Here is an 18,991-nt window from a genome sequence, read left to right as displayed (position 1 = left end):
TGAAACATCCTACAGAAACGGTAGCAAACTGTCGCATTAAATTCTATTGATGCGTTGAAGCCTTTTTCGGTAGAGTATAAAGCCGCCGCCCACCAATGCAGTATATAGCACCAAAATGAGCAAACCAGTGATTGGGTGTTCTGCAAAGGTGCCGCCAGCATAAGCATACACCGCAATTGCGGGAAGCTTGCCAATAGCTGTACCTAGGATAAAGCTCCAGAACGGAAACCCCGCTACTCCAGCGTATACATTTACCGCTGCCTGGGGGATGACCGGAATCAGGCGAGCCAGCAGAACAGCAGCAAAAGGCTCCCTTTCCATGACCCGATTGAAGCGCTCCAATGCAGGAACCCGCTTCAAATAGGCTCGTCCTTTGTCACGAAACAGGGTACGTACTGCAATGAAAACGACCAGTGCAGCCATGGTAGTGCCTAGCCAGCAAATCAGAGCACCTTGCCAAGGACCTGCGGCATAAGCAATAGAAGCGATAATCAGCTTGTAAGGCACAAACGGTATTAACGCGAATAAAAATGCGAGCAGTAGCAGAACTGGAAAGGAGGTTTGCTTGTCCGCCCAGGCGAGCCAATCATATCTGTAGATAAACGCGATGCAAAGCAGCGAAACATAAGCAGCGGCAAGTAGCCATTTTTTCATTTACATACCTCTTTCAATATCCCTGTACGGCTTATCGCTTATACAGAAAAAAATAGGGTTCACATTCCTAATAATGTGTGCTATACTGCCACTAATAGAATAGTTCCCAAAGGGGAGTAGCTCAACGAGTAAAGTCGTCATTACGGGATTTTTAATCCCCGGCTTTATTGGCAACGTAATGTTGTAAGCGAGACCTTTGCCAGGATTTTAGGAATCCGGGTAAATGGTCTTTTTTTGATGCCAAATTTGGGTCAGCGCCGTTTCCGGATTCCGTGAAATGGCGCTTTTTTAGTATAAAGCGCTGAACTATGTACAGTATAACAAATAAATAAAAAAGGTGGGAGAAACGTATGGATTTGTTGTCAATTGAGTTTTTAACCGCATTAGTATCCATCATTATCATTGATCTGGTGCTAGCTGGTGACAATGCAATCGTAATCGGTTTGGCGGCTCGCAATGTTGATAAGGCCAATCAAAAGAAGGTCATTATTTGGGGGACGGTCGGAGCGGTCATCATTCGTGTGATTGCTACGGTGCTGGTCACGTATTTATTGCAAATTTATGGATTGCGTTTGATTGGGGGACTCGCACTTATCTATATCGCCTATAAGCTACTGGTCGAAGAGAAGAAGCATGAAATTTCAGCCACGAATCAAATGTGGGCAGCGATCCGCACCATTATTATCGCGGATACGATGATGGGGCTCGACAATGTACTTGCTGTAGCGGGCGCAGCTCATGGAAATATGCTACTCGTTATATTGGGTCTTGCAATCTCTGTTCCAATCATGGTGTGGGGAAGTACGATTATCTTGAAGCTGACAGAACGTTACCCAGTAGTTATTACGATTGGGGCTGCTGTACTTGCTTATACTGCTGCCAAAATGGTGGTGGCGGAACCGTTGATTGCACACTGGTTTATGAACGGGGTCGTTAAATACGGCTTTGAGGTTCTGGTTGTGGTTCTGGTTGTAGCCATTGGGATGCGTGTTAAAAAAATCAAAAGTGAAAAAACAAGAAAGCAAGTGCAGCACGCCTAAGCTAACTTACATTGAGGTAAACTTAGCTGAAGCTGAATGTTCATGCCATAGAGGCTGTTCCGTTATTGTCCAACTGGACCCGGAGCAGTCTCTTTTCTTTACTTGTCAGCAGACTTCCATGTAAACTAGACAACAGATGAATGAGTGATTAGAGGTGGGAATGATATGGACAAGCAAACGAAGACAAGGGTAGCCATTGCGGGACTGGGTGGTATTGCTCGTAAAGTATATTTGCCGTTACTGGCTGCACACCAAGGTGTAGACATTGTAGGTGTCATGAACCGTTCACAGGAGCCGGTAAGTTCCGTCATGGAGCAATACAGGTTGCCTAGAGGAACGACAGATGTGAAGGAGATGCTGGCATGGGAACCGGAAGCTGTATTTATACATGCCGCGACCGAAGCTCATTTTGATCTGGTTATGGCGTGTATTGAAAAAGGGATTGCCGTGTATGTGGATAAACCGTTGTCCTATGATGTTCGTCAGAATCTGGAAATGACCGCTTTTGCGGAAGCACAGGCCGTGCTGCTGGCGGTGGGATTTAATCGGCGTTTTGCCCCGCATTATGTTGCTGCTAAGGCTTGGTTAGAGGAAGCGGGTGGATTCAGTCAATGTGCGGCTATTAAACATCGTACTGGATATGATCGAAGACCGGCGGCACAGACGGTTTATGATGATTTAATTCATATGCTTGACTTGCTTTTGTGGCTGGGTGGCGATGATTATGAACTGCTGCATAGTAGTCTGAATACGACGAGTGAAGGATATATGGATGCTGCGTTCGGGACTGTACGTTTGGGAAATGCCACCGGAAGCTACAGTATGAGTAGACAGGCAGGAGCTGACATAGAAAAACTGGAGCTTCACGGGGCAGGACGGTCTGTTGAAGTAACAAATATGGAACAGGCTGTTTTTATGCAAAAAAATCATTCACCATTAACGCAAGCTTTTGGAAGCTGGGATACGATTTTGGAAAGACGAGGATTCACAGGAGTCGTGAATCATTTTCTGGAGCATATTCATCGTCCGGAGGAGTGTGCTGTACGAGCTGGAAAAGTATTGGAAAGCCATATGCTGGCTGACGAACTGATCAACCGTTTGAGTGATTAATATGGAACGTCCGAACATGATCTTAACAGTCCAGACAGACATCAAGAATTAGGTTGAAGGAGAAATGAATGAATGGAAGAAGATAATCGTGGTAAACAGCTAGAAGAAGCCATCATCGAAAATTATAAGCAAGAAGAAGATATGATGATTCTTGTATTTGCGCAATGGTGTATCAATCACGGGTTGGACCCAGAGGAATTATATCGTGTAGCGTATCCGCATCAGGATAGCAACGAGCGTCTGCTACGAGTACGCAAGTTGACTGTATCGCGTGAAGAAGCGGGTGATATCCCGCTGGATACAGTATTAGGGGTACTATCCATGTTCGGAAATGAGGACTTGGCGATGGTCGTATCCGAGGCGGCTGCCGGCCTTCCGTCGGAACGGAAATAGGGCTAGCCAGAATAAAGGATATACTGTTATCATTTATGGCATCATGGACTCACTATATTTACTTAAGACATTGTTGATGGGGAGGTAAGCTGACGATGGAAGATATATCTGTGCCAAGCACCTGCAAAGGTTGTGAAAGAGATATCTCGATATCGGAAGAGCAAATTACCAGAATTCTAACCAACATGAGACCCAAAATGGAATGTGTAAATGATGAAGTGTACGAAGCCAGACTGTTGGCCTGCTCACAATGTGAAGAGTTAATGTCCGGGCATACATGTGGCATCAGCGGAAGTATTGTTCGTGTACGTGCTTTAGCGGCAGCTCAAAATTGTCCCAGTTACCACGGTTCACGCTGGATAGGAACAGCCTAAAAGATACAATGCTCAGGCTCGGCTGAACCTGGATTACGTGTTAAAGTAATCATACCTTGGTCTGCCTTAATGGCAGGCTTTTTGGTTTGATTGGACCTTTTCTTAACGATTGACAAAAAGTAGACAATAAAATATATTAAACACGTGAAATATTTTTGTTTAATTATTAATATTTATATTAATGTTTACTAAAAGTAATGATGCGTAAAAATTAAGATCGAAAGAAAATCGGTGGTATGAGTGATATTTAGGCCAAAATGAAAGCGTAAACATTTATGCGGATGTTCCAACAATCTTAATATTTTGGGAGGGTTTGTTGTGAAGGGTTCTATTGTTGTTAATACCGATTGGAAACAAGGCATTATTAATAAAAATATTTATGGACAATTTGCTGAGCATCTTGGACGTTGCATTTATGAAGGCATATGGGTTGGAGAGGATTCTCCGATTCCGAACACATGCGGAATTCGTAATGATGTGGTGGAAGCGCTGAAAAAGCTGAATATTCCTGTGCTGCGCTGGCCGGGAGGCTGTTTTGCCGATGAATATCATTGGAAAGATGGTATCGGACCCAAAGGAAATCGTAAGAGAATGGTAAATACGCATTGGGGCGGTGTGGTTGAAAATAATCATTTTGGCACACATGAGTTTTTTCAATTGTGCGAGCTGTTAGATGCAGAGCCTTATATTTGTGGAAATGTCGGCAGTGGTACAGTTCAGGAAATGTCGGAATGGGTAGAGTACATGACCTTCGATGGAGAGTCCCCAATGGCTGCATGGCGTCAGGAAAACGGTCGTGAGAAACCATGGAAGCTCAAATATTTTGGAGTGGGTAACGAAAACTGGGGTTGTGGCGGTAACATGCGCCCAGAATATTATGCCGACCTGTATCGCCGCTATCAGACATATGTCCGTAACTATGGCGAGAACCGCATTTATCGGATTGCAGGTGGGGCGAATGTGGACGATTATCGTTGGACCGAAGTGTTGATGCGTGAAGCTGGGCATCTTATGGACGGTTTGAGCCTGCATAACTATACGATCCCGGGAAACTGGGAAGGGAAACGGCAAGCACTCGGCTTTGATGAAGCGGAATGGTTCGAGACGATGAAAAAATCACTGCACATGGATGAATTGATTACTCGTCATTCTGCTATTATGGACCAATATGATCCTGACAAAAGGGTCGGACTGATTGTCGATGAATGGGGAACTTGGTTCCTGACTGAGCCAGGGACCAATCCGGGCTTCCTGTATCAGCAAAATACGATGCGCGATGCGCTGGTAGCTGGGCTGCATCTACACATTTTCCATAATCACCATGACCGAGTACAGATGACGAATATTGCTCAAATGGTAAATGTTTTACAAGCAATGGTTCTGACCGAAGGTCCTGCTATGCTGTTGACGCCGACATACCATATATTTGAAATGTTTAAGGTGCATCAGGATGCGCAAGCACTGGCTGTTCATGTAAAGGTAGGCGATTATGAATATGACGGGGATTCCATTCCGCAAGTAAGCGTGTCCGCCTCCAAGGCGCAGGATGGTAATATTCATATCAGCTTTTGCAACGTCCATCCGGGCGTGTCGGCAAACTTGAATTTGGAGCTAAGAGGACTGGAAGAGGTTAAAAAGATCAGTGGTGTTGTCCTTGCCAACGACGATATGCAGGCACATAATACGTTTGATCAGCCAGAGCGTGTGAAAAAGGAAGCTTTCACATCCTATCAGCTTCAAGGTCAGCATTTGGATGTTACACTGCCACCAATGTCAGTAGTGATGCTGACAATTGCTCCGTAAAAAAGCTGGGTCGTGGTATGTAAGCAGCATCCACTATTATTGGTTATGAACAAAGAGAGCGTTCAGGTGAACGCTCTCTTTGTCCTACAATTGCTCGCGGTGAATCACCCTGAATTCCTTAGGCGACATACCGAAGCGGGAACGAAATACACGGTGAAAATACGTGTAATTTGCAAATCCTGACGATTCGGCGGCTTGTTCCAGTGACATGGGACTGAAAATGATTCGTTCTCTCGCCATGTTAAGCCTGATGTCCAGCGTGTACTGCATAATGCTCGTATCAAATGTTTCCTTAAACAGATGCACTGCTCGGGATACGCTGATACCGACGTGTGAAGACACGTCATCTAGCTTGAAGTTAGAGGATGCATTTTCTTCAATATAATTTTTAATCTGATACGCAAGATAGTTATGATGAGTAGCGATAGGATGATCGGATAGCATACGGTCAAACTCCAAACATAAAATGCGTATGTAATAACTTGATATTTCCGGGTAAGGATTAGAAATACGTCGTTGCTCCATCACAAGCTGACGAAATAGGCCAAGCAGGGCTTCTGTGAGCTGAACCTTAATTCTGTTGGGTCGTTTATGATGGTTCCACCACTCATCTACCCAGGAACCACCGAAAAAAATGTGATAATCTCCGCTTTCCACGACCAGCTCTCCCATGGGATTCAACTCACTATGAATATCCAGTTCATAAGGCTCGGTAGGATTGAATAACAGTAGGTCACCTGCCTCAATCCGTGTCATTTCCCCGTTAATGCGGGCTTGGCAACGTCCATCTGTTTGCAAACGGAATAAATAATTTTTGATCCCCTCAGGCTGGTTCGAATAAAAGGGCTTTCGATGGAAGGAATAGCCTGCGGTAAGAACCTGACAAGGCTCGACGATAGACATGATGATGACTCCTTTGGGCATATGGCTGTTTCAAATATTGACCAGATTGTTCATGTTTTAATCATATTATTCATTTTAAACGAAACAGAAATAGAATACTATGTGAACTGTAAAGCTTACATGTTAGATGAGAAAGTACATGTTGGAGGCCAAGGAGTGTGACGACGTGGAACGAATGAAGGCCGGGATTATCGGATGCGGTACTATTAGCTCGGTATATCTTGAAAATCTCCAAAAGAGCCCACTCATTGAAGTGGTGGCCATCGCTGATTTACTGGATGAGAGGGCAAAGGAGAGGGCCGATAAATTCAACATTGAAAACGTATACAAATCGGATGAATTACTGCGCCAGCCTGAAATTGAGCTTGTATTTAATCTGACCGTGCCTGGCAGCCACGTATGGTCAGATATAGCGATACTAGAGGCAGGCAAGCATGTGTACAGTGAAAAGCCTTTGGCGCATTGAAATTCACGGACCATCGTGCCAATGCTGAGCTGGCCTACCATGTGTTAGAAGCCATGCATGCTTTTCAGCACTCATCATTGGAAGGCAATACATTACGCTGGTAAGTACGTTCAAGCCGGACGAGGATGTGTATTATGGAACAGATATAATGGTTCCTAACTTAAAGAGGTGAAGGGTAATGGCTAAAGTAGGATTGCAATTGTACACCGTAAGGGAAGAGCTTGAACAGGATTTTGAAGGTACATTGCGCAAGATAGCTGAGCTTGGCTATAAAGGAGTAGAATTTCATACCTTTTTCGGACGCAATGCCAGGGATGTCAGAGCGCTCTTGGATGAACTGAATCTGGAAGTTGTCGGAACTCATGTACAATATTCTCGCTTGCTGAATCATTTGGATGAGGAGATTTCATACCACAAAGAATTGGGCAATAAGTACCTAATCGTTCCTTATTTAACTGAAGAACAGCGGGAGTGGGATGAACTTTTTGCTAATTTAAATCGTATTGGTGAAAAAGTGAAGGAACAGGGTTTGATACTGGCTTATCATAATCATGATTTTGAATTAACAGAAAAGATCAATGATCGCCCAGTATTCGATGCTTTATATGATGCAGTTTCCGATGATTTGTTACAGGTCGAAATGGATACTTGTTGGGTATACTACGGGGGCTATGATCCAGTGGAATACATCGGACGTTATAATGGACGCCTGCCTATCATTCACTTAAAGGATATGGCACGTGACGAGCAGCAAAAAGCAGTGACTGTAGAGCTTGGCAAAGGCGAAGTGCAGCTTCAGGCCATTACAGACGCCGCTATTCAGGCAGGTGTGGATTGGGTCGTCGTGGAACAGGATTTCTGCTCAAACCCTCCAATCGAAAGCATTGAAACCAGCATTAAATGGCTCCAACAATACGCAGCTCAGGGAGGAAATATTCATGTCTAAAACACTTAAAATCGGGATTATTGGTTGTGGAGGCATTGCCAACGGCAAACACTTGCCGAGTCTTGCCAAGCAGAAGCGTGCGGAGATCGTTGCATTTTGTGACATCATTCAGGAGCGCGCTGAAGAGGCAGCAGAAAAGTTTGGTGTTGATGGCTCGCAAGTTTATAGCGATTACCGTAAGCTGTTAGAAAATAAAGACATTGAAGTCGTACATGTATGTACACCTAACGACTCGCACTCGGAAATTACCGTAGCGGCGCTTGAGGCAGGTAAGCATGTGCTGTGTGAAAAGCCGATGGCTAAAACTGCTGAGCAAGCACGGGAGATGCTTGATGCGGCCAACCGCACAGGTAAGAAGCTGTCCATAGCGTATCAAAACCGTTATCGTGATGACAGTTTGTACCTGAAGCAATTAGTCGAGCAAGGAGAGCTTGGAGAAATTTATCTGGGCAAAGCCATTGCTCTACGCCGTCGCGCGGTTCCGACTTGGGGAGTATTCTTGGATGAAGAGAAGCAGGGCGGCGGTCCTCTTATTGATATTGGCACGCATGCACTAGACCTGACACTCTGGCTGATGGATAATTACAAGCCTAAAAGCGTACTAGGTTCAACTTTCCATAAGCTAGGGGATCGTAAAGATGCGGCAAATGCCTTTGGACCTTGGAACCCTGAGGAATTTAAGGTAGAGGACTCAGCTTTTGGTTTTATTACGATGCAAAATGGAGCTACGATTGTACTGGAATCCAGCTGGGCATTGAACGTTGTAGAGTTTGGCGAAGCGAAGACACTGTTATGCGGTACCGAAGGCGGAGCCGATATGCAGGATGGATTGCGCATTAACGGAGAAAAGAACAGCCGTTTGTTTGATACGAAAATAGATCTGGATGCAGGTGGTGTTGCCTTTTACTCTGGAGAGACGGAAAATGAAGCAGACCGCGAAGCCCGCCTGTGGATCGAATCTATTCTGGACGACAAAGAACCTCTTGTGAAGCCGGAACAGGCACTGGTTGTTACTGAAATTTTGGAAGCTATCTATGAATCGGCACGTACGGGAAAAGCTGTCTATTTTGACTAAGTCGTAATTATCCCGAATAGACCATCGTTATAATGAAAGCAGCTTTTTTCACATATGATACAGGGGGGGATTTCTTTTGAAACTTGGAGTATTTATGGTGTTGTTCGGTGGCCGTTCGCTGGAGGAAGCGTTGGATTATGTGGCTTCTCAAGGATTGGATGCTGTAGAAATCGGTACAGGCGGCAACCCGGGGGATAAGCATTGTAAGCCGGATGAATTGCTGGAGAATGATGCAGCGCTCAAAAATTTTAAAAAGGCAGTAGAGTCCCGCGGACTAACGATTAGCGCACTTAGCTGTCACGGCAATCCTCTTCATCCGCAAAAGCATTTGGCCCAGGCTGATCATGATACGTTTCTTAAAACCGTTCGATTGGCAGAAAAGCTGGAAGTTCCAGTTGTGAACACTTTCTCCGGCTGTCCGGGAGATCATGAGGATGCGAAATATCCAAACTGGCCTGTGGCTCCGTGGCCTAATGATTTTCAAGAAGTGTTGAAGTGGCAATGGGAGAATAAAATTATTCCTTACTGGACCGAGACGGGGAAATTTGCAGCAGATCATCATGTTAAAATTGGACTGGAGCTACACGGAGGCTTCTCCGTTCATACACCAGCGACCTTGCTTCGTTTACGTGAAGCTGCGGGAGAGGTTATTGGTGCTAATCTCGATCCGAGCCATATGTGGTGGCAGGGAATTGACCCAGTGCAGGCAGTTCAAATTTTGGGCCGAGAGGGAGCTATTCACCACTTTCATGCCAAGGATACGACGATTGATCCAATTAATGTAAATAAATATGGACTTACCGATATGCAGGAATATACGAAAATGCTAGATCGCGCTTGGCAGTTCCGTACTGTGGGTTATGGACATGATGTAAAAACCTGGGCAGATATTATCAGTGCTCTGCGTCTGGTGGGATACGATCATGTAGTGAGTATTGAGCATGAAGATGGTCTGATGTCCGTGGAAGAGGGCTTTACTAAGGCTGTCCACAATCTTCGCCAGGTACTGATTGAAGAACCGCTGAGCGAGATGTGGTGGGTCTAACCTAATAGGGGGAAATGTTGATGATTAACGTCACCATTTGGAATGAATTTTTGAACGAAAAGTTGAATGATGAAGCCAAACAGATATATCCTGACGGGATACACAAAGCGTTGGCTGACGGCCTGGCAGGAGAGGGATTTGCCATTCGAACAGCTACACTGCGTGATGATGCAGAGCATGGTTTGGGGGAAGAAGTCTTGAATTCCACAGATGTGCTGCTGTGGTGGGGGCATAAAGCCCATGATCAGGTGAGCGATGAAGTTACGGCGCGTGTTGTCAAACGAGTGCAGGAAGGAATGGGTTTAATCGTGCTGCACTCAGGCCATTTTTCCAAGCCATTCAAAGCCCTGATGGGCACTAGCTGCGATCTGAAATGGAGGGTGGCAGGTGAACAGGAGATTATTTGGTCGGTGAATCCGTCACATCCCATTGCAGAAGGCATTGACGCCAAAATATTGTTGAAGCAGGAAGAGATGTATGGCGAGTTCTTTGATATTCCAGCGCCAGATGAATTGGTATTTGTTAGTAACTTTGAAGGTGGCGAAGTATTTAGAACCGGATGTACTTTCCGTCGAGGTAGTGGTAAAATATTTTATTTTCGCCCAGGCCATGAGACCTATCCGACTTATTACCAGCCTGATATTTTGAAGGTTATTGCCAATAGTATTCGTTGGACTTCTCCAACAAGTATTAACAAACCAATATATGGTAGAAGTGAACCGGTAAGACCTCTCGGTGGAGTGTTGGTATAATGACAATCATCACATTTTGATGAGCTATATAATGAATAGATTGAAAGGCGGAACCTCTAGGGGATTCCGCCTTTTTTGATTTAACGATTTAGACATATACCTGCTGTGTTGGTTTGTTGTATAATCAGTTTTGGTCATGGCAACTTTATCGGCGCAGGTATTTAATTTAAGAAGAAAGTGTTTTCTTTCGGGATAAAGTATGCTAAAATGATATATACTAACAAAAGGAAAGCTTTATCAAACCGAAATGCAAAAGAAGGTGAAAAATTTGGAAAGTCAACCGCAATATACAAAAATGTGTCCGCGTTTTGAAACCGCCTTTTCATGTTTGGGCAAGCGTTGGAATGGATTAATTATTCAATCCATGATGAGCGGTCCTAAGCGGTTTAAGGATATTTCCAATCTGATTCCCACAATGAGTGACAAAATGTTATCAGAGCGGATGAAAGATTTGGAAAATGAAGGAATTCTTACACGTCATGTATATCCAGAAACTCCTGTCCGCATTGAATACGAGCTAACAACCAAAGGCCGTGCACTTCAGCCGGTTATGGAACAGATTCAATTTTGGGCTGAGGAATGGATTAGATGAGCACCAAACTAAATAAGTGTTTTTCATAGCAAAACAGCCTTTTCCTAGAAAAAAGGCTGTTTTTTATATTGCGTTTAGGACTACTTATCCATTTTGCAGAAATGATGTGCTTAGGCAGCACGACTTAATAGCCTTTGACGCGCCCTGCAACTGAGAATAATGCTGCTGTTGCACGGCGAGGCACACGGGTTTGAATATCCAGCGCGGCCGAACGGAATGTACCCAGACAGGAATGACAAAGTCTCCCTGCATAAATAGGGGAACGGCAGGACTCACAAGGATAATCAAGCTGACTGTATGTGGAGGGAAATTTGCCTGCTCTTACCCAATCTGTGAGCAATTCTATAGGTGTACCAGTTACGTCACTGAGCTGGCGAGTATGAGTAGAAGGATGCTTCCATAGATAGTTAGAACAGCGGTCCAAGAATATATTTTCTTCCTGAATACAAGTACTACAGAGGTTTCTAAGGTTTTGACGAAAAACGGAACCGCATTTTGGGCAATTAGAAGTATGTATCTCCATAGAAACCAGTCCTTTGTATCGAAATAAAGTGAAATTTTAAAATTTATTAGTTACATATTACTATGACATTATACCTATATCAATCTTTATTTATAGAATCTTTGACCTTTAAGTGTATGTTAAAATCTGTGTTGACATGACTCTATTACTTATGTATCATTACTTACATAAAGTTACTTGATGAATAAAATAAATTGTTTATGATAAGGGGATCTTTATATGATGCCATCTTTATTTTTGGCCCATGGCTCACCGATGCTTGCTATTGAACAGACGGACTATACTTCATTTTTAGAGCAACTGGGGAAAAGTATTCGTCCTAAAGCAATAGTTATCTTTACTGCTCATTGGGAAACACAAACGTTGACAATCAGTTCGATGGATGACGTGTACGATACCATTTATGATTTTGGCGGTTTTCCACCGGAACTGTACACAGTGAAATATCCAGCACATGGTTCTGTGGAACTGGCCAATAAGCTGAAAAAATTATATGAACAAAAGGGCATTGACGTAGAAACTGATCGGGTGAGGGGATTGGATCATGGATCTTGGACATTGTTGCATCGTATGTATCCTGAGGCAGACATTCCGGTAGTTCAGATCTCTGTAAATCCATATCTCTCGCCCAAAGCACAATATGCTATTGGTGAAGTGCTGCGAGGACTGGGAGAACAGGATATTCTGGTCATTGGTAGTGGCGTGACTGTTCATAATCTGCGTATCGTCAAATGGGGGGAAACGAAAACAGAACCTTGGGCTATAGATTTTGATGATTGGATTATTGAAAAAGTACAAAGTAGAGATATAGAGGCTTTGGATCACTATGAAAGCGAAGCACCGTATGCTCGCCAGGCCGTACCCAGAGCAGAACACTTTGTACCGTTGTTTATTGCAATGGGGAGTGGCAATCCTGCAAACAAAGCCAAGGTTATCCATAGAAGCTATGAGATGGGGAATTTAAGTTATCTATGCTTACAGTTTTAAAGAGTGTTGCCAGAAGAAGGACTGTCATTAAAATGCTTCGCTACTGCTCCTGTATAAGTAGGGGAGTGGAAATAAATTAGGGAGTGTTATAAGCTATAGTGGCTTATAACACTCCCTTTTACATAAAAAAACGATTTATTATATCCGGCAAATCTCACGAGGGCATAGTTCACAATGACATACACCTTGCAGCATTTCCAAATCTTTGACAACAATCATACCATTATCATATTCAACTGCATTTTTCTTGCGTAGATCACTAAGCATCCGGTTTACGCTTTCCCGGGTCGCACCGATCATATTTGATAAGTCAGTATGAGTAATTTTTTTATGAATCAGGATATGTTCGCCGTGAGGCTCACCATAGGTATTGCATAGACGAATGAGCGTTGAACATAAAGCGCCTGGCTTGCCGTACATCATCAAATCGCGGAACTTAGTCTGAGTAATGCGGTGATGTGAACCCATCCATTTCATAAAGTCAATCGCAAAATCACAATGCTGGCAAATAAGCAGTTCCAAATCTGTATGATCGATTACGCCAATATCACTGTCTTCCAGAACCTCAGCAGAAAAGGAATGCTTAGTACCGAAAAATGGATCGGCTTGACCAACAAGATCGCCGCTTTGATACATATATAGAATAAGTTCCTTGCCCTCATCCGTTGTTTTGGTTACTTTCACGCGTCCGCGCTTAATATAAAACAGCTTATCCGCTGTATCTCCTTCCCAGAACAGATGCGAGCTTTCTGGCATAACTCGATCTTTCATCATTACTTGCAATCGGTTGAAGCTGGCCTCCGAGAAGCAACAGGTGTTGCCGCGGGCTTCCATTACATTTGTAGGGTTTCTCATCGTCCATTTCCCCTTTGTATCCTATGTTTTTTATCTGCAACTTGATCAATTCAAATTCATTATATACTTGTGCAATGAGTTTTTGGGGCAAGAAGAGGGGGTAAAAGTGGCAGAATTCCAAACTTTGTGATTTAATTCACTTCATAAAATAAAATTTTAAATAGATTGTGAAAAAAATCACAATATATCTTGAAAAGCTGTGTTACGATCAGTGCGTGAACAAGAGATAGTACACGAGATAACAGGAGGATGAGGGAAATGGCTGTTAAAAACGAGGTTATTCAAAAAGAGCAAAGCGCAGAGCAGTATATTCAAACGCTGATTGACCGGGGGAACCGGGCACAGCAAGCTTTCATGAGTATGAATCAGGAACAGATTGACGAAATCGTACAAGCTATGGCACTCGCAGGGATGGATAAACACATGTACCTGGCGAAGTTGGCTGTTGAAGAAACAGGACGCGGTGTGTACGAGGACAAAATCACCAAAAACATGTTTGCAACAGAATATATCTATCATAGTATCAAAAATGAAAAAACCGTCGGTGTCATTGAAGACAATGATTTTGACAGTTTTCAAAAGATAGCAGAGCCAGTCGGTATTATCATGGGGATCACTCCAGTGACAAACCCGACTTCGACTACGATGTTCAAAGCGCTGATTGCCATTAAAACACGTAACCCAATCATTTTCGGTTTCCATCCATCTGCTCAATCGTGTAGTGCGGAAGCAGCCCGCGTCTTGCTCGAAGCAGCTGTTAAACATGGTGCTCCGGCCGATTGTATTCAATGGATTGAAGCACCTTCGATGGATAAGACCAATGTATTGATGAACCACCCTGATGTGGCGCTAATTTTGGCAACTGGTGGATCAGGCATGGTTAAGGCAGCTTATAGCTGCGGTAAACCAGCACTTGGTGTAGGTCCTGGTAACGTGCCTTGCTTTATTGAAAAAACAGCAGATATCAAACAGGCCGTGAACGATCTTATCCTCTCGAAATCTTTTGATAACGGTATGATTTGTGCTTCGGAGCAAGCGGTTATTATCGAAGAGCCAATCTTCGAACAAGTGAAAAAATTGATGATCGCTAACGGTTGCTATTTTGTAAATAAAGAAGAAGCAGCTAAGCTCACTCAAGGAGCTATGAATGTCGAGAAATGTGCAGTGAACCCAGCTATTGTCGGGCAGTCTGCTGTGAAAATTGCTGAAATGAGTGGTATTACAATACCAGCAGGAACTAAAATTTTGGTCGCTGAGATTGAAGGGGTAGGAACAAAATTCCCATTGTCTGCGGAAAAATTGAGTCCTGTATTGGCTTGCTATAAAGTAAAAAATGCGGAACAAGGTATTCAACGCGCTGCTGAAGTCGTGGAATTCGGGGGCATGGGTCACTCGTCCGCTATTCATTCGAACGATGAGGATGTTATCGCTCGGTTTGCAAACCGTTTGCAAACAGGACGTATCATTGTAAATGCACCTTCCACACATGGTGCGATTGGCGACATTTACAACACCAATCTTCCTTCGTTGACACTTGGTTGCGGTTCGTACGGTCGTAACTCGACTTCGTCGAACGTATCGGCAGTCAATCTGATTAATGTGAAAAGGGTGGCGAAACGGACGGTGAATATGCAATGGTTCAAAGTACCTTCCAAAATCTATTTTGAAAAAAATTCGACACAGTATCTTGCTAAAATGCCTGATATCACACGTGTAGCTATTATCACAGACCCTATGATGGTACAACTGGGATATGTAGATCGTGTTATTCATTATCTGCATCAGCGCCAAACACCAGTAGCTATCGAAGTGTTCTCTGAAGTAGAGCCAGATCCATCGACAGTTACGGTAGAACGTGGTACTGAAATGATGAGACGTTTCCAACCGGATTGCATCATCGCACTGGGCGGCGGTTCGCCAATGGATGCCGCTAAAGGCATGTGGATGTTCTATGAATATCCAGATACTGATTTCAATAACTTAAAACAAAAATTCATGGATATCCGTAAACGGATTTACAAGTACCCACGTCTGGGCCAAAAAGCACAATTTGTAGCTATCCCTACAACATCGGGTACAGGTTCCGAAGTTACATCGTTCGCAGTAATTACGGACAAAAACCTGGGCGACACGAAGTACCCACTGGCTGACTATGAGTTGACTCCTGATGTGGCAATAATTGACCCAGTGTTTGTATATTCGCTGCCTAAAACAGCTGTAGCGGACACAGGTATGGACGTTCTGACACATGCTATCGAGGCTTACGTGTCCGTAATGGCTAATGACTACACAGATGGTCTGGCAATTAAAGCCATTCAATTGGTATTCCAATACCTAGAACAATCGGCTCTGACCGGTGATAAGCTGGCTCGTGAAAAAATGCATAATGCTTCCACACTTGCTGGTATGGCGTTTGCTAATGCATTCTTGGGCATCAACCACAGTCTTGCACATAAATGGGGTGGACAATACCATACAGCGCATGGCCGCACGAATGCCATTTTGATGCCGCACGTTATTCGTTATAATGCGAAAAAACCGACAAAATTTGCTTCGTTCCCTAAATATTCGCACTTTGTTGCGGATGAGCGTTATGCAGAAATCGCGCGCATACTGGGACTGCCTGCACGCACCACCGAAGAAGGGGTTAACAGCTTGATCGAAGCGATCCGTAAAATGAACAAAACACTCGGTATCGAGGAATCGTTCCAACAAATCGGTTTCGATGCGAAAGATTTCGAATCACGTGTAGATTATCTGGCTGACCGCGCATTTGAAGATCAATGTACAACTGCGAATCCTAAGTTGCCACTGGTTACTGAGTTGGCTGATGTCTATCGCAATGCCTTCTACGGACGTTTTGACCAATAATATAATAAGTAAGAAGAGGCTTGTGAAAAAGCATTTTCTCGTTCAATACCGATGCAGGCTCTCTATATAGAGGGCCTGTTGGTTTGGGAAGGGAGGTGAACGGCAAGGCTAAGGATAAAGGCGCGAAGCTAGGGAAAATAATGTGACAAAAATCACTCATATTGTGATTTTTGTCACATACTACACTCTATCATTATTCTACAATAAGGGTGTAAGAAAGGTCCCGACACTGAGCGTAAGGCATCGGTGAACAGGCCGGGCTCAAGAAATAGCTTTATCGTGAAAAAAATCACAAGTCCGGAAGACCAAACAATTTGGAGGGATTTACATGTCGGTGATTGAGAGAGAATTACAAGAGCAACAATCTGGCTGGAGAGGTTTTAAAAAAGGCAAATGGACTAAAGAAGTCAACGTCAACGATTTTATTGAAACCAATATCTTACCTTATGTTGGCAATGAAGAATTTTTGGTTGGTCCTACGGCCAACACAACTGCATTGTGGGATATTGTATCCGATCTTACCAAAAAAGAGTTGGCAAACGGCGGCGTGCTTGATGTAGACGTGAATACGCCATCCACTATTATTTCACATAAACCGGGTTATCTAGACCGGGATAAAGAGCAAATTGTCGGTGTACAAACAGATGCTCCATTCAAACGTTCTTTACAGCCGTTTGGCGGAATTCGAATGATGATTGATGCTTGCAAAGCCTATGGTTTTGAAGTTCCAGAAAGTATCATTGATATCTTCACTCATATTCGTAAAACTCACAACCAAGGTGTATTTGACGCTTATACAGATGAAATGAGAGCAGCTCGTAAAGCTGGTATCATTACTGGTCTGCCAGATGCATACGGCCGTGGTCGTATTATCGGTGACTATCGTCGTGTAGCTTTATATGGTGCAGACTTCTTGATCCAAGATAAAAAGCTGCAACTGAAAAGCCTTGAAGTTGATTCCATGGAAGAAGACGTAATTCGTCTGCGTGAGGAAATCTCCGAGCAAATTCGTGCTTTGAATGAACTGAAACAAATGGCTGCTGAGCACGGTTTTGATATTTCAAAACCTGCTAACAATGCGAAAGAAGCTTTCCAATGGGTATATTTTGGATATCTTGCAGCAATCAAAGAACAAAATGGTGCAGCAATGTCCTTAGGACGTGTATCTTCCTTCCTTGATATTTACTCTCAACGTGATATGGAAGAGGGTACAATGACAGAAGAACAAGCTCAAGAACTGGTCGATCATTTTGTTATGAAATTGCGTATTGTTAAGTTCTTGCGCACACCTGACTATAATGAACTGTTCAGTGGAGATCCAACTTGGGTTACTGAGTCCATTGGTGGTATGTCCGTAACTGGAGAAACTCGGGTAACTAAAAACAGCTTCCGTTTCCTGCACACCCTCTACAATCTGGGACCTGCACCGGAACCGAACCTGACTGTACTGTGGTCGGAAAAATTGCCTGAAGGCTTCAAAAAATATTGTGCGAAAGTTTCTATTGAAACTAGCTCCATTCAGTACGAGAATGACGATCTGATGCGTCCGATTTATGGAGACGACTATGGTATTGCTTGTTGTGTATCGGCAATGAAAATCGGTAAACAAATGCAATTCTTTGGTGCTCGTGCTAACTTGGCCAAAGCTCTGCTGTACGCAATTAACGGTGGTAAAGATGAAAAATCTGGCGTCCAAGTAGGGCCTGAATTCCCAGCCATTACAGGTGAAGTTCTGGATTATGAAGAAGTGTTGAGTCGCTTCAAACCTATGATGGAATGGTTGGCAAAACTGTACATGAACACTTTGAATGTTATTCACTACATGCATGATAAATATAGCTACGAACGAATTGAAATGGCGTTGCATGATCGAGATATTCTCCGCACCATGGCTTGTGGTATTGCGGGTCTGTCAGTTGCTACCGACTCCTTGAGTGCCATTAAATTTGCAAAAGTTAAACCAATCCGTAACGAAAAAGGGATTGCTGTTGACTTTGAAATTGAAGGCGAATACCCTTGCTACGGTAACAACGATGACCGTGTAGATAACATCGCTGTGGAACTGGTAGAGAGCTTCATGAGCATGATTCGCAAGCATAAAGCTTATCGTAATGCGCTTCCTACTCAATCTGTACTGACTATTACTTCTAACGTGGTGTATGGTAAGAAAACAGGTACAACACCGGATGGACGTAAAGCAGGCGAACCGTTTGCACCAGGGGCAAACCCAATGCACGGCCGTGATAAAAAAGGTGCTTTGGCATCTCTGAGTTCCGTAGCCAAATTGCCTTATGAACACAGTCTGGATGGTATCTCGAACACCTTCTCTATCGTGCCTAAAGCACTGGGTAAAGAAGAAGAAACACGCAAAACAAACCTTGTTTCGATGATGGATGGCTATTTTGGAAGCCACGCACATCATCTGAATGTCAATGTGTTTGCTCGCGAACAACTGTTGGATGCAATGGAACACCCAGAAAACTATCCACAGCTGACGATCCGTGTTTCCGGTTATGCCGTTAACTTTATCAAGCTGACTCGTGAACAACAATTGGATGTTATTAACCGTACTTTCCACGGTACAATGTAAATAAGTATTACA

17 protein-coding genes and 1 pseudogene are annotated in these 18,991 nt (G+C 43.7%); 14 read left to right on the top strand and 4 right to left on the bottom strand.

The window, feature by feature from the left end:
• Window positions 1-36: 36 nt before the first annotated feature.
• Window positions 37-654 (bottom strand): TVP38/TMEM64 family protein, encoded by a 618-nt coding sequence (locus tag MKY16_RS14595; protein WP_029517221.1) that lies wholly within the window; start codon window positions 652-654, stop codon window positions 37-39.
• 350 nt (window positions 655-1,004) lie between these two features.
• Here MKY16_RS14595 and MKY16_RS14590 point away from each other — a divergent pair, with 350 nt between their 5' ends.
• The 5 genes from MKY16_RS14590 to MKY16_RS14570 all read left to right on the top strand — a co-directional run bounded on the left by MKY16_RS14590 (window position 1,005) and on the right by MKY16_RS14570 (window position 5,374).
• On the top strand, window positions 1,005-1,694 hold the full coding sequence (locus MKY16_RS14590; protein WP_029517222.1) for a TerC family protein: 690 nt from the start codon (window positions 1,005-1,007) through the stop codon (window positions 1,692-1,694).
• 165 nt (window positions 1,695-1,859) lie between these two features.
• Complete coding sequence (locus tag MKY16_RS14585) at window positions 1,860-2,804, top strand: Gfo/Idh/MocA family protein (protein WP_029517223.1); 945 nt, start codon at window positions 1,860-1,862, stop codon at window positions 2,802-2,804.
• 72 nt (window positions 2,805-2,876) lie between these two features.
• Window positions 2,877-3,197, top strand: a complete 321-nt coding sequence (locus MKY16_RS14580) for a hypothetical protein (protein WP_340955842.1) — start codon at window positions 2,877-2,879, stop codon at window positions 3,195-3,197.
• Between the two features lie 95 nt (window positions 3,198-3,292).
• Entirely contained in the window at window positions 3,293-3,571 is a 279-nt protein-coding gene (locus tag MKY16_RS14575; RefSeq protein WP_340955840.1) for a hypothetical protein, read from the top strand.
• A 318-nt stretch (window positions 3,572-3,889) separates the two neighbouring features.
• A complete protein-coding gene (locus MKY16_RS14570; RefSeq protein WP_340955838.1) occupies window positions 3,890-5,374 on the top strand; it encodes an alpha-N-arabinofuranosidase in 1,485 nt (494 codons plus the stop codon).
• Between the two features lie 84 nt (window positions 5,375-5,458).
• Here the strand turns inward: MKY16_RS14570 and MKY16_RS14565 are convergent, their stop codons facing one another.
• Window positions 5,459-6,277 (bottom strand): AraC family transcriptional regulator, encoded by an 819-nt coding sequence (locus MKY16_RS14565; RefSeq protein WP_029517226.1) that lies wholly within the window; start codon window positions 6,275-6,277, stop codon window positions 5,459-5,461.
• Between the two features lie 166 nt (window positions 6,278-6,443).
• Between MKY16_RS14565 and MKY16_RS14560 the strand changes: the two are divergent.
• The 6 genes and pseudogenes from MKY16_RS14560 to MKY16_RS14535 all read left to right on the top strand — a co-directional run.
• Window positions 6,444-6,737, top strand: a pseudogene (locus tag MKY16_RS14560) (Gfo/Idh/MocA family protein); the annotation flags it as partial.
• Window positions 6,738-6,921: 184 nt separating this feature from the next.
• A complete protein-coding gene (locus MKY16_RS14555; protein WP_340955836.1) occupies window positions 6,922-7,689 on the top strand; it encodes a sugar phosphate isomerase/epimerase family protein in 768 nt (255 codons plus the stop codon).
• A complete protein-coding gene (locus MKY16_RS14550) occupies window positions 7,682-8,764 on the top strand; it encodes a Gfo/Idh/MocA family protein (RefSeq protein WP_029517229.1) in 1,083 nt (360 codons plus the stop codon). Before MKY16_RS14555 ends, MKY16_RS14550 begins: the two co-directional genes overlap by 8 nt.
• A gap of 76 nt (window positions 8,765-8,840) precedes the next feature.
• Window positions 8,841-9,809, top strand: coding sequence for a sugar phosphate isomerase/epimerase family protein (locus MKY16_RS14545; protein ID WP_029517230.1), 969 nt, complete (start codon window positions 8,841-8,843; stop codon window positions 9,807-9,809).
• 20 nt (window positions 9,810-9,829) lie between these two features.
• Window positions 9,830-10,561: a ThuA domain-containing protein gene (locus tag MKY16_RS14540; protein WP_029517231.1), complete on the top strand. Its 732-nt coding sequence runs from the start codon at window positions 9,830-9,832 to the stop codon at window positions 10,559-10,561.
• Window positions 10,562-10,808: 247 nt separating this feature from the next.
• Window positions 10,809-11,153: a winged helix-turn-helix transcriptional regulator gene (locus MKY16_RS14535; RefSeq protein ID WP_340955834.1), complete on the top strand. Its 345-nt coding sequence runs from the start codon at window positions 10,809-10,811 to the stop codon at window positions 11,151-11,153.
• A 124-nt stretch (window positions 11,154-11,277) separates the two neighbouring features.
• On the opposite strand, the gene MKY16_RS14530 is transcribed toward MKY16_RS14535, so the two are convergent.
• On the bottom strand, window positions 11,278-11,577 hold the full coding sequence (locus tag MKY16_RS14530; protein WP_223821919.1) for a hypothetical protein: 300 nt from the start codon (window positions 11,575-11,577) through the stop codon (window positions 11,278-11,280).
• 318 nt (window positions 11,578-11,895) lie between these two features.
• Between MKY16_RS14530 and MKY16_RS14525 the strand changes: the two genes are divergently transcribed.
• Entirely contained in the window at window positions 11,896-12,663 is a 768-nt protein-coding gene (locus tag MKY16_RS14525; RefSeq protein WP_029517232.1) for a DODA-type extradiol aromatic ring-opening family dioxygenase, read from the top strand.
• 138 nt (window positions 12,664-12,801) lie between these two features.
• Here MKY16_RS14525 and MKY16_RS14520 read toward each other — a convergent pair whose 3' ends face one another.
• Window positions 12,802-13,518: a Crp/Fnr family transcriptional regulator gene (locus MKY16_RS14520; protein ID WP_013310849.1), complete on the bottom strand. Its 717-nt coding sequence runs from the start codon at window positions 13,516-13,518 to the stop codon at window positions 12,802-12,804.
• Between the two features lie 258 nt (window positions 13,519-13,776).
• On the opposite strand from MKY16_RS14520, the gene adhE reads away from it, so the two are divergent.
• Together adhE and pflB are read left to right on the top strand one after the other, a co-directional pair.
• Window positions 13,777-16,389 (top strand): bifunctional acetaldehyde-CoA/alcohol dehydrogenase, encoded by a 2,613-nt coding sequence (gene adhE, locus MKY16_RS14515; RefSeq protein ID WP_340955832.1) that lies wholly within the window; start codon window positions 13,777-13,779, stop codon window positions 16,387-16,389.
• 328 nt (window positions 16,390-16,717) lie between these two features.
• The gene (gene pflB, locus MKY16_RS14510) at window positions 16,718-18,979 is read left to right on the top strand and encodes a formate C-acetyltransferase (protein ID WP_029517234.1); all 2,262 of its coding nucleotides are present in this window, start codon (window positions 16,718-16,720) and stop codon (window positions 18,977-18,979) included.
• Window positions 18,980-18,991: the final 12 nt, after the last annotated feature.

The organism is Paenibacillus sp. FSL L8-0641 (assembly GCF_038006265.1).
Taxonomy (GTDB): domain Bacteria; phylum Bacillota; class Bacilli; order Paenibacillales; family Paenibacillaceae; genus Paenibacillus; species Paenibacillus polymyxa_D.
Note: the sequence above shows the minus strand (reverse complement) of the source record. Positions and strands in the feature narration are given on the sequence as shown.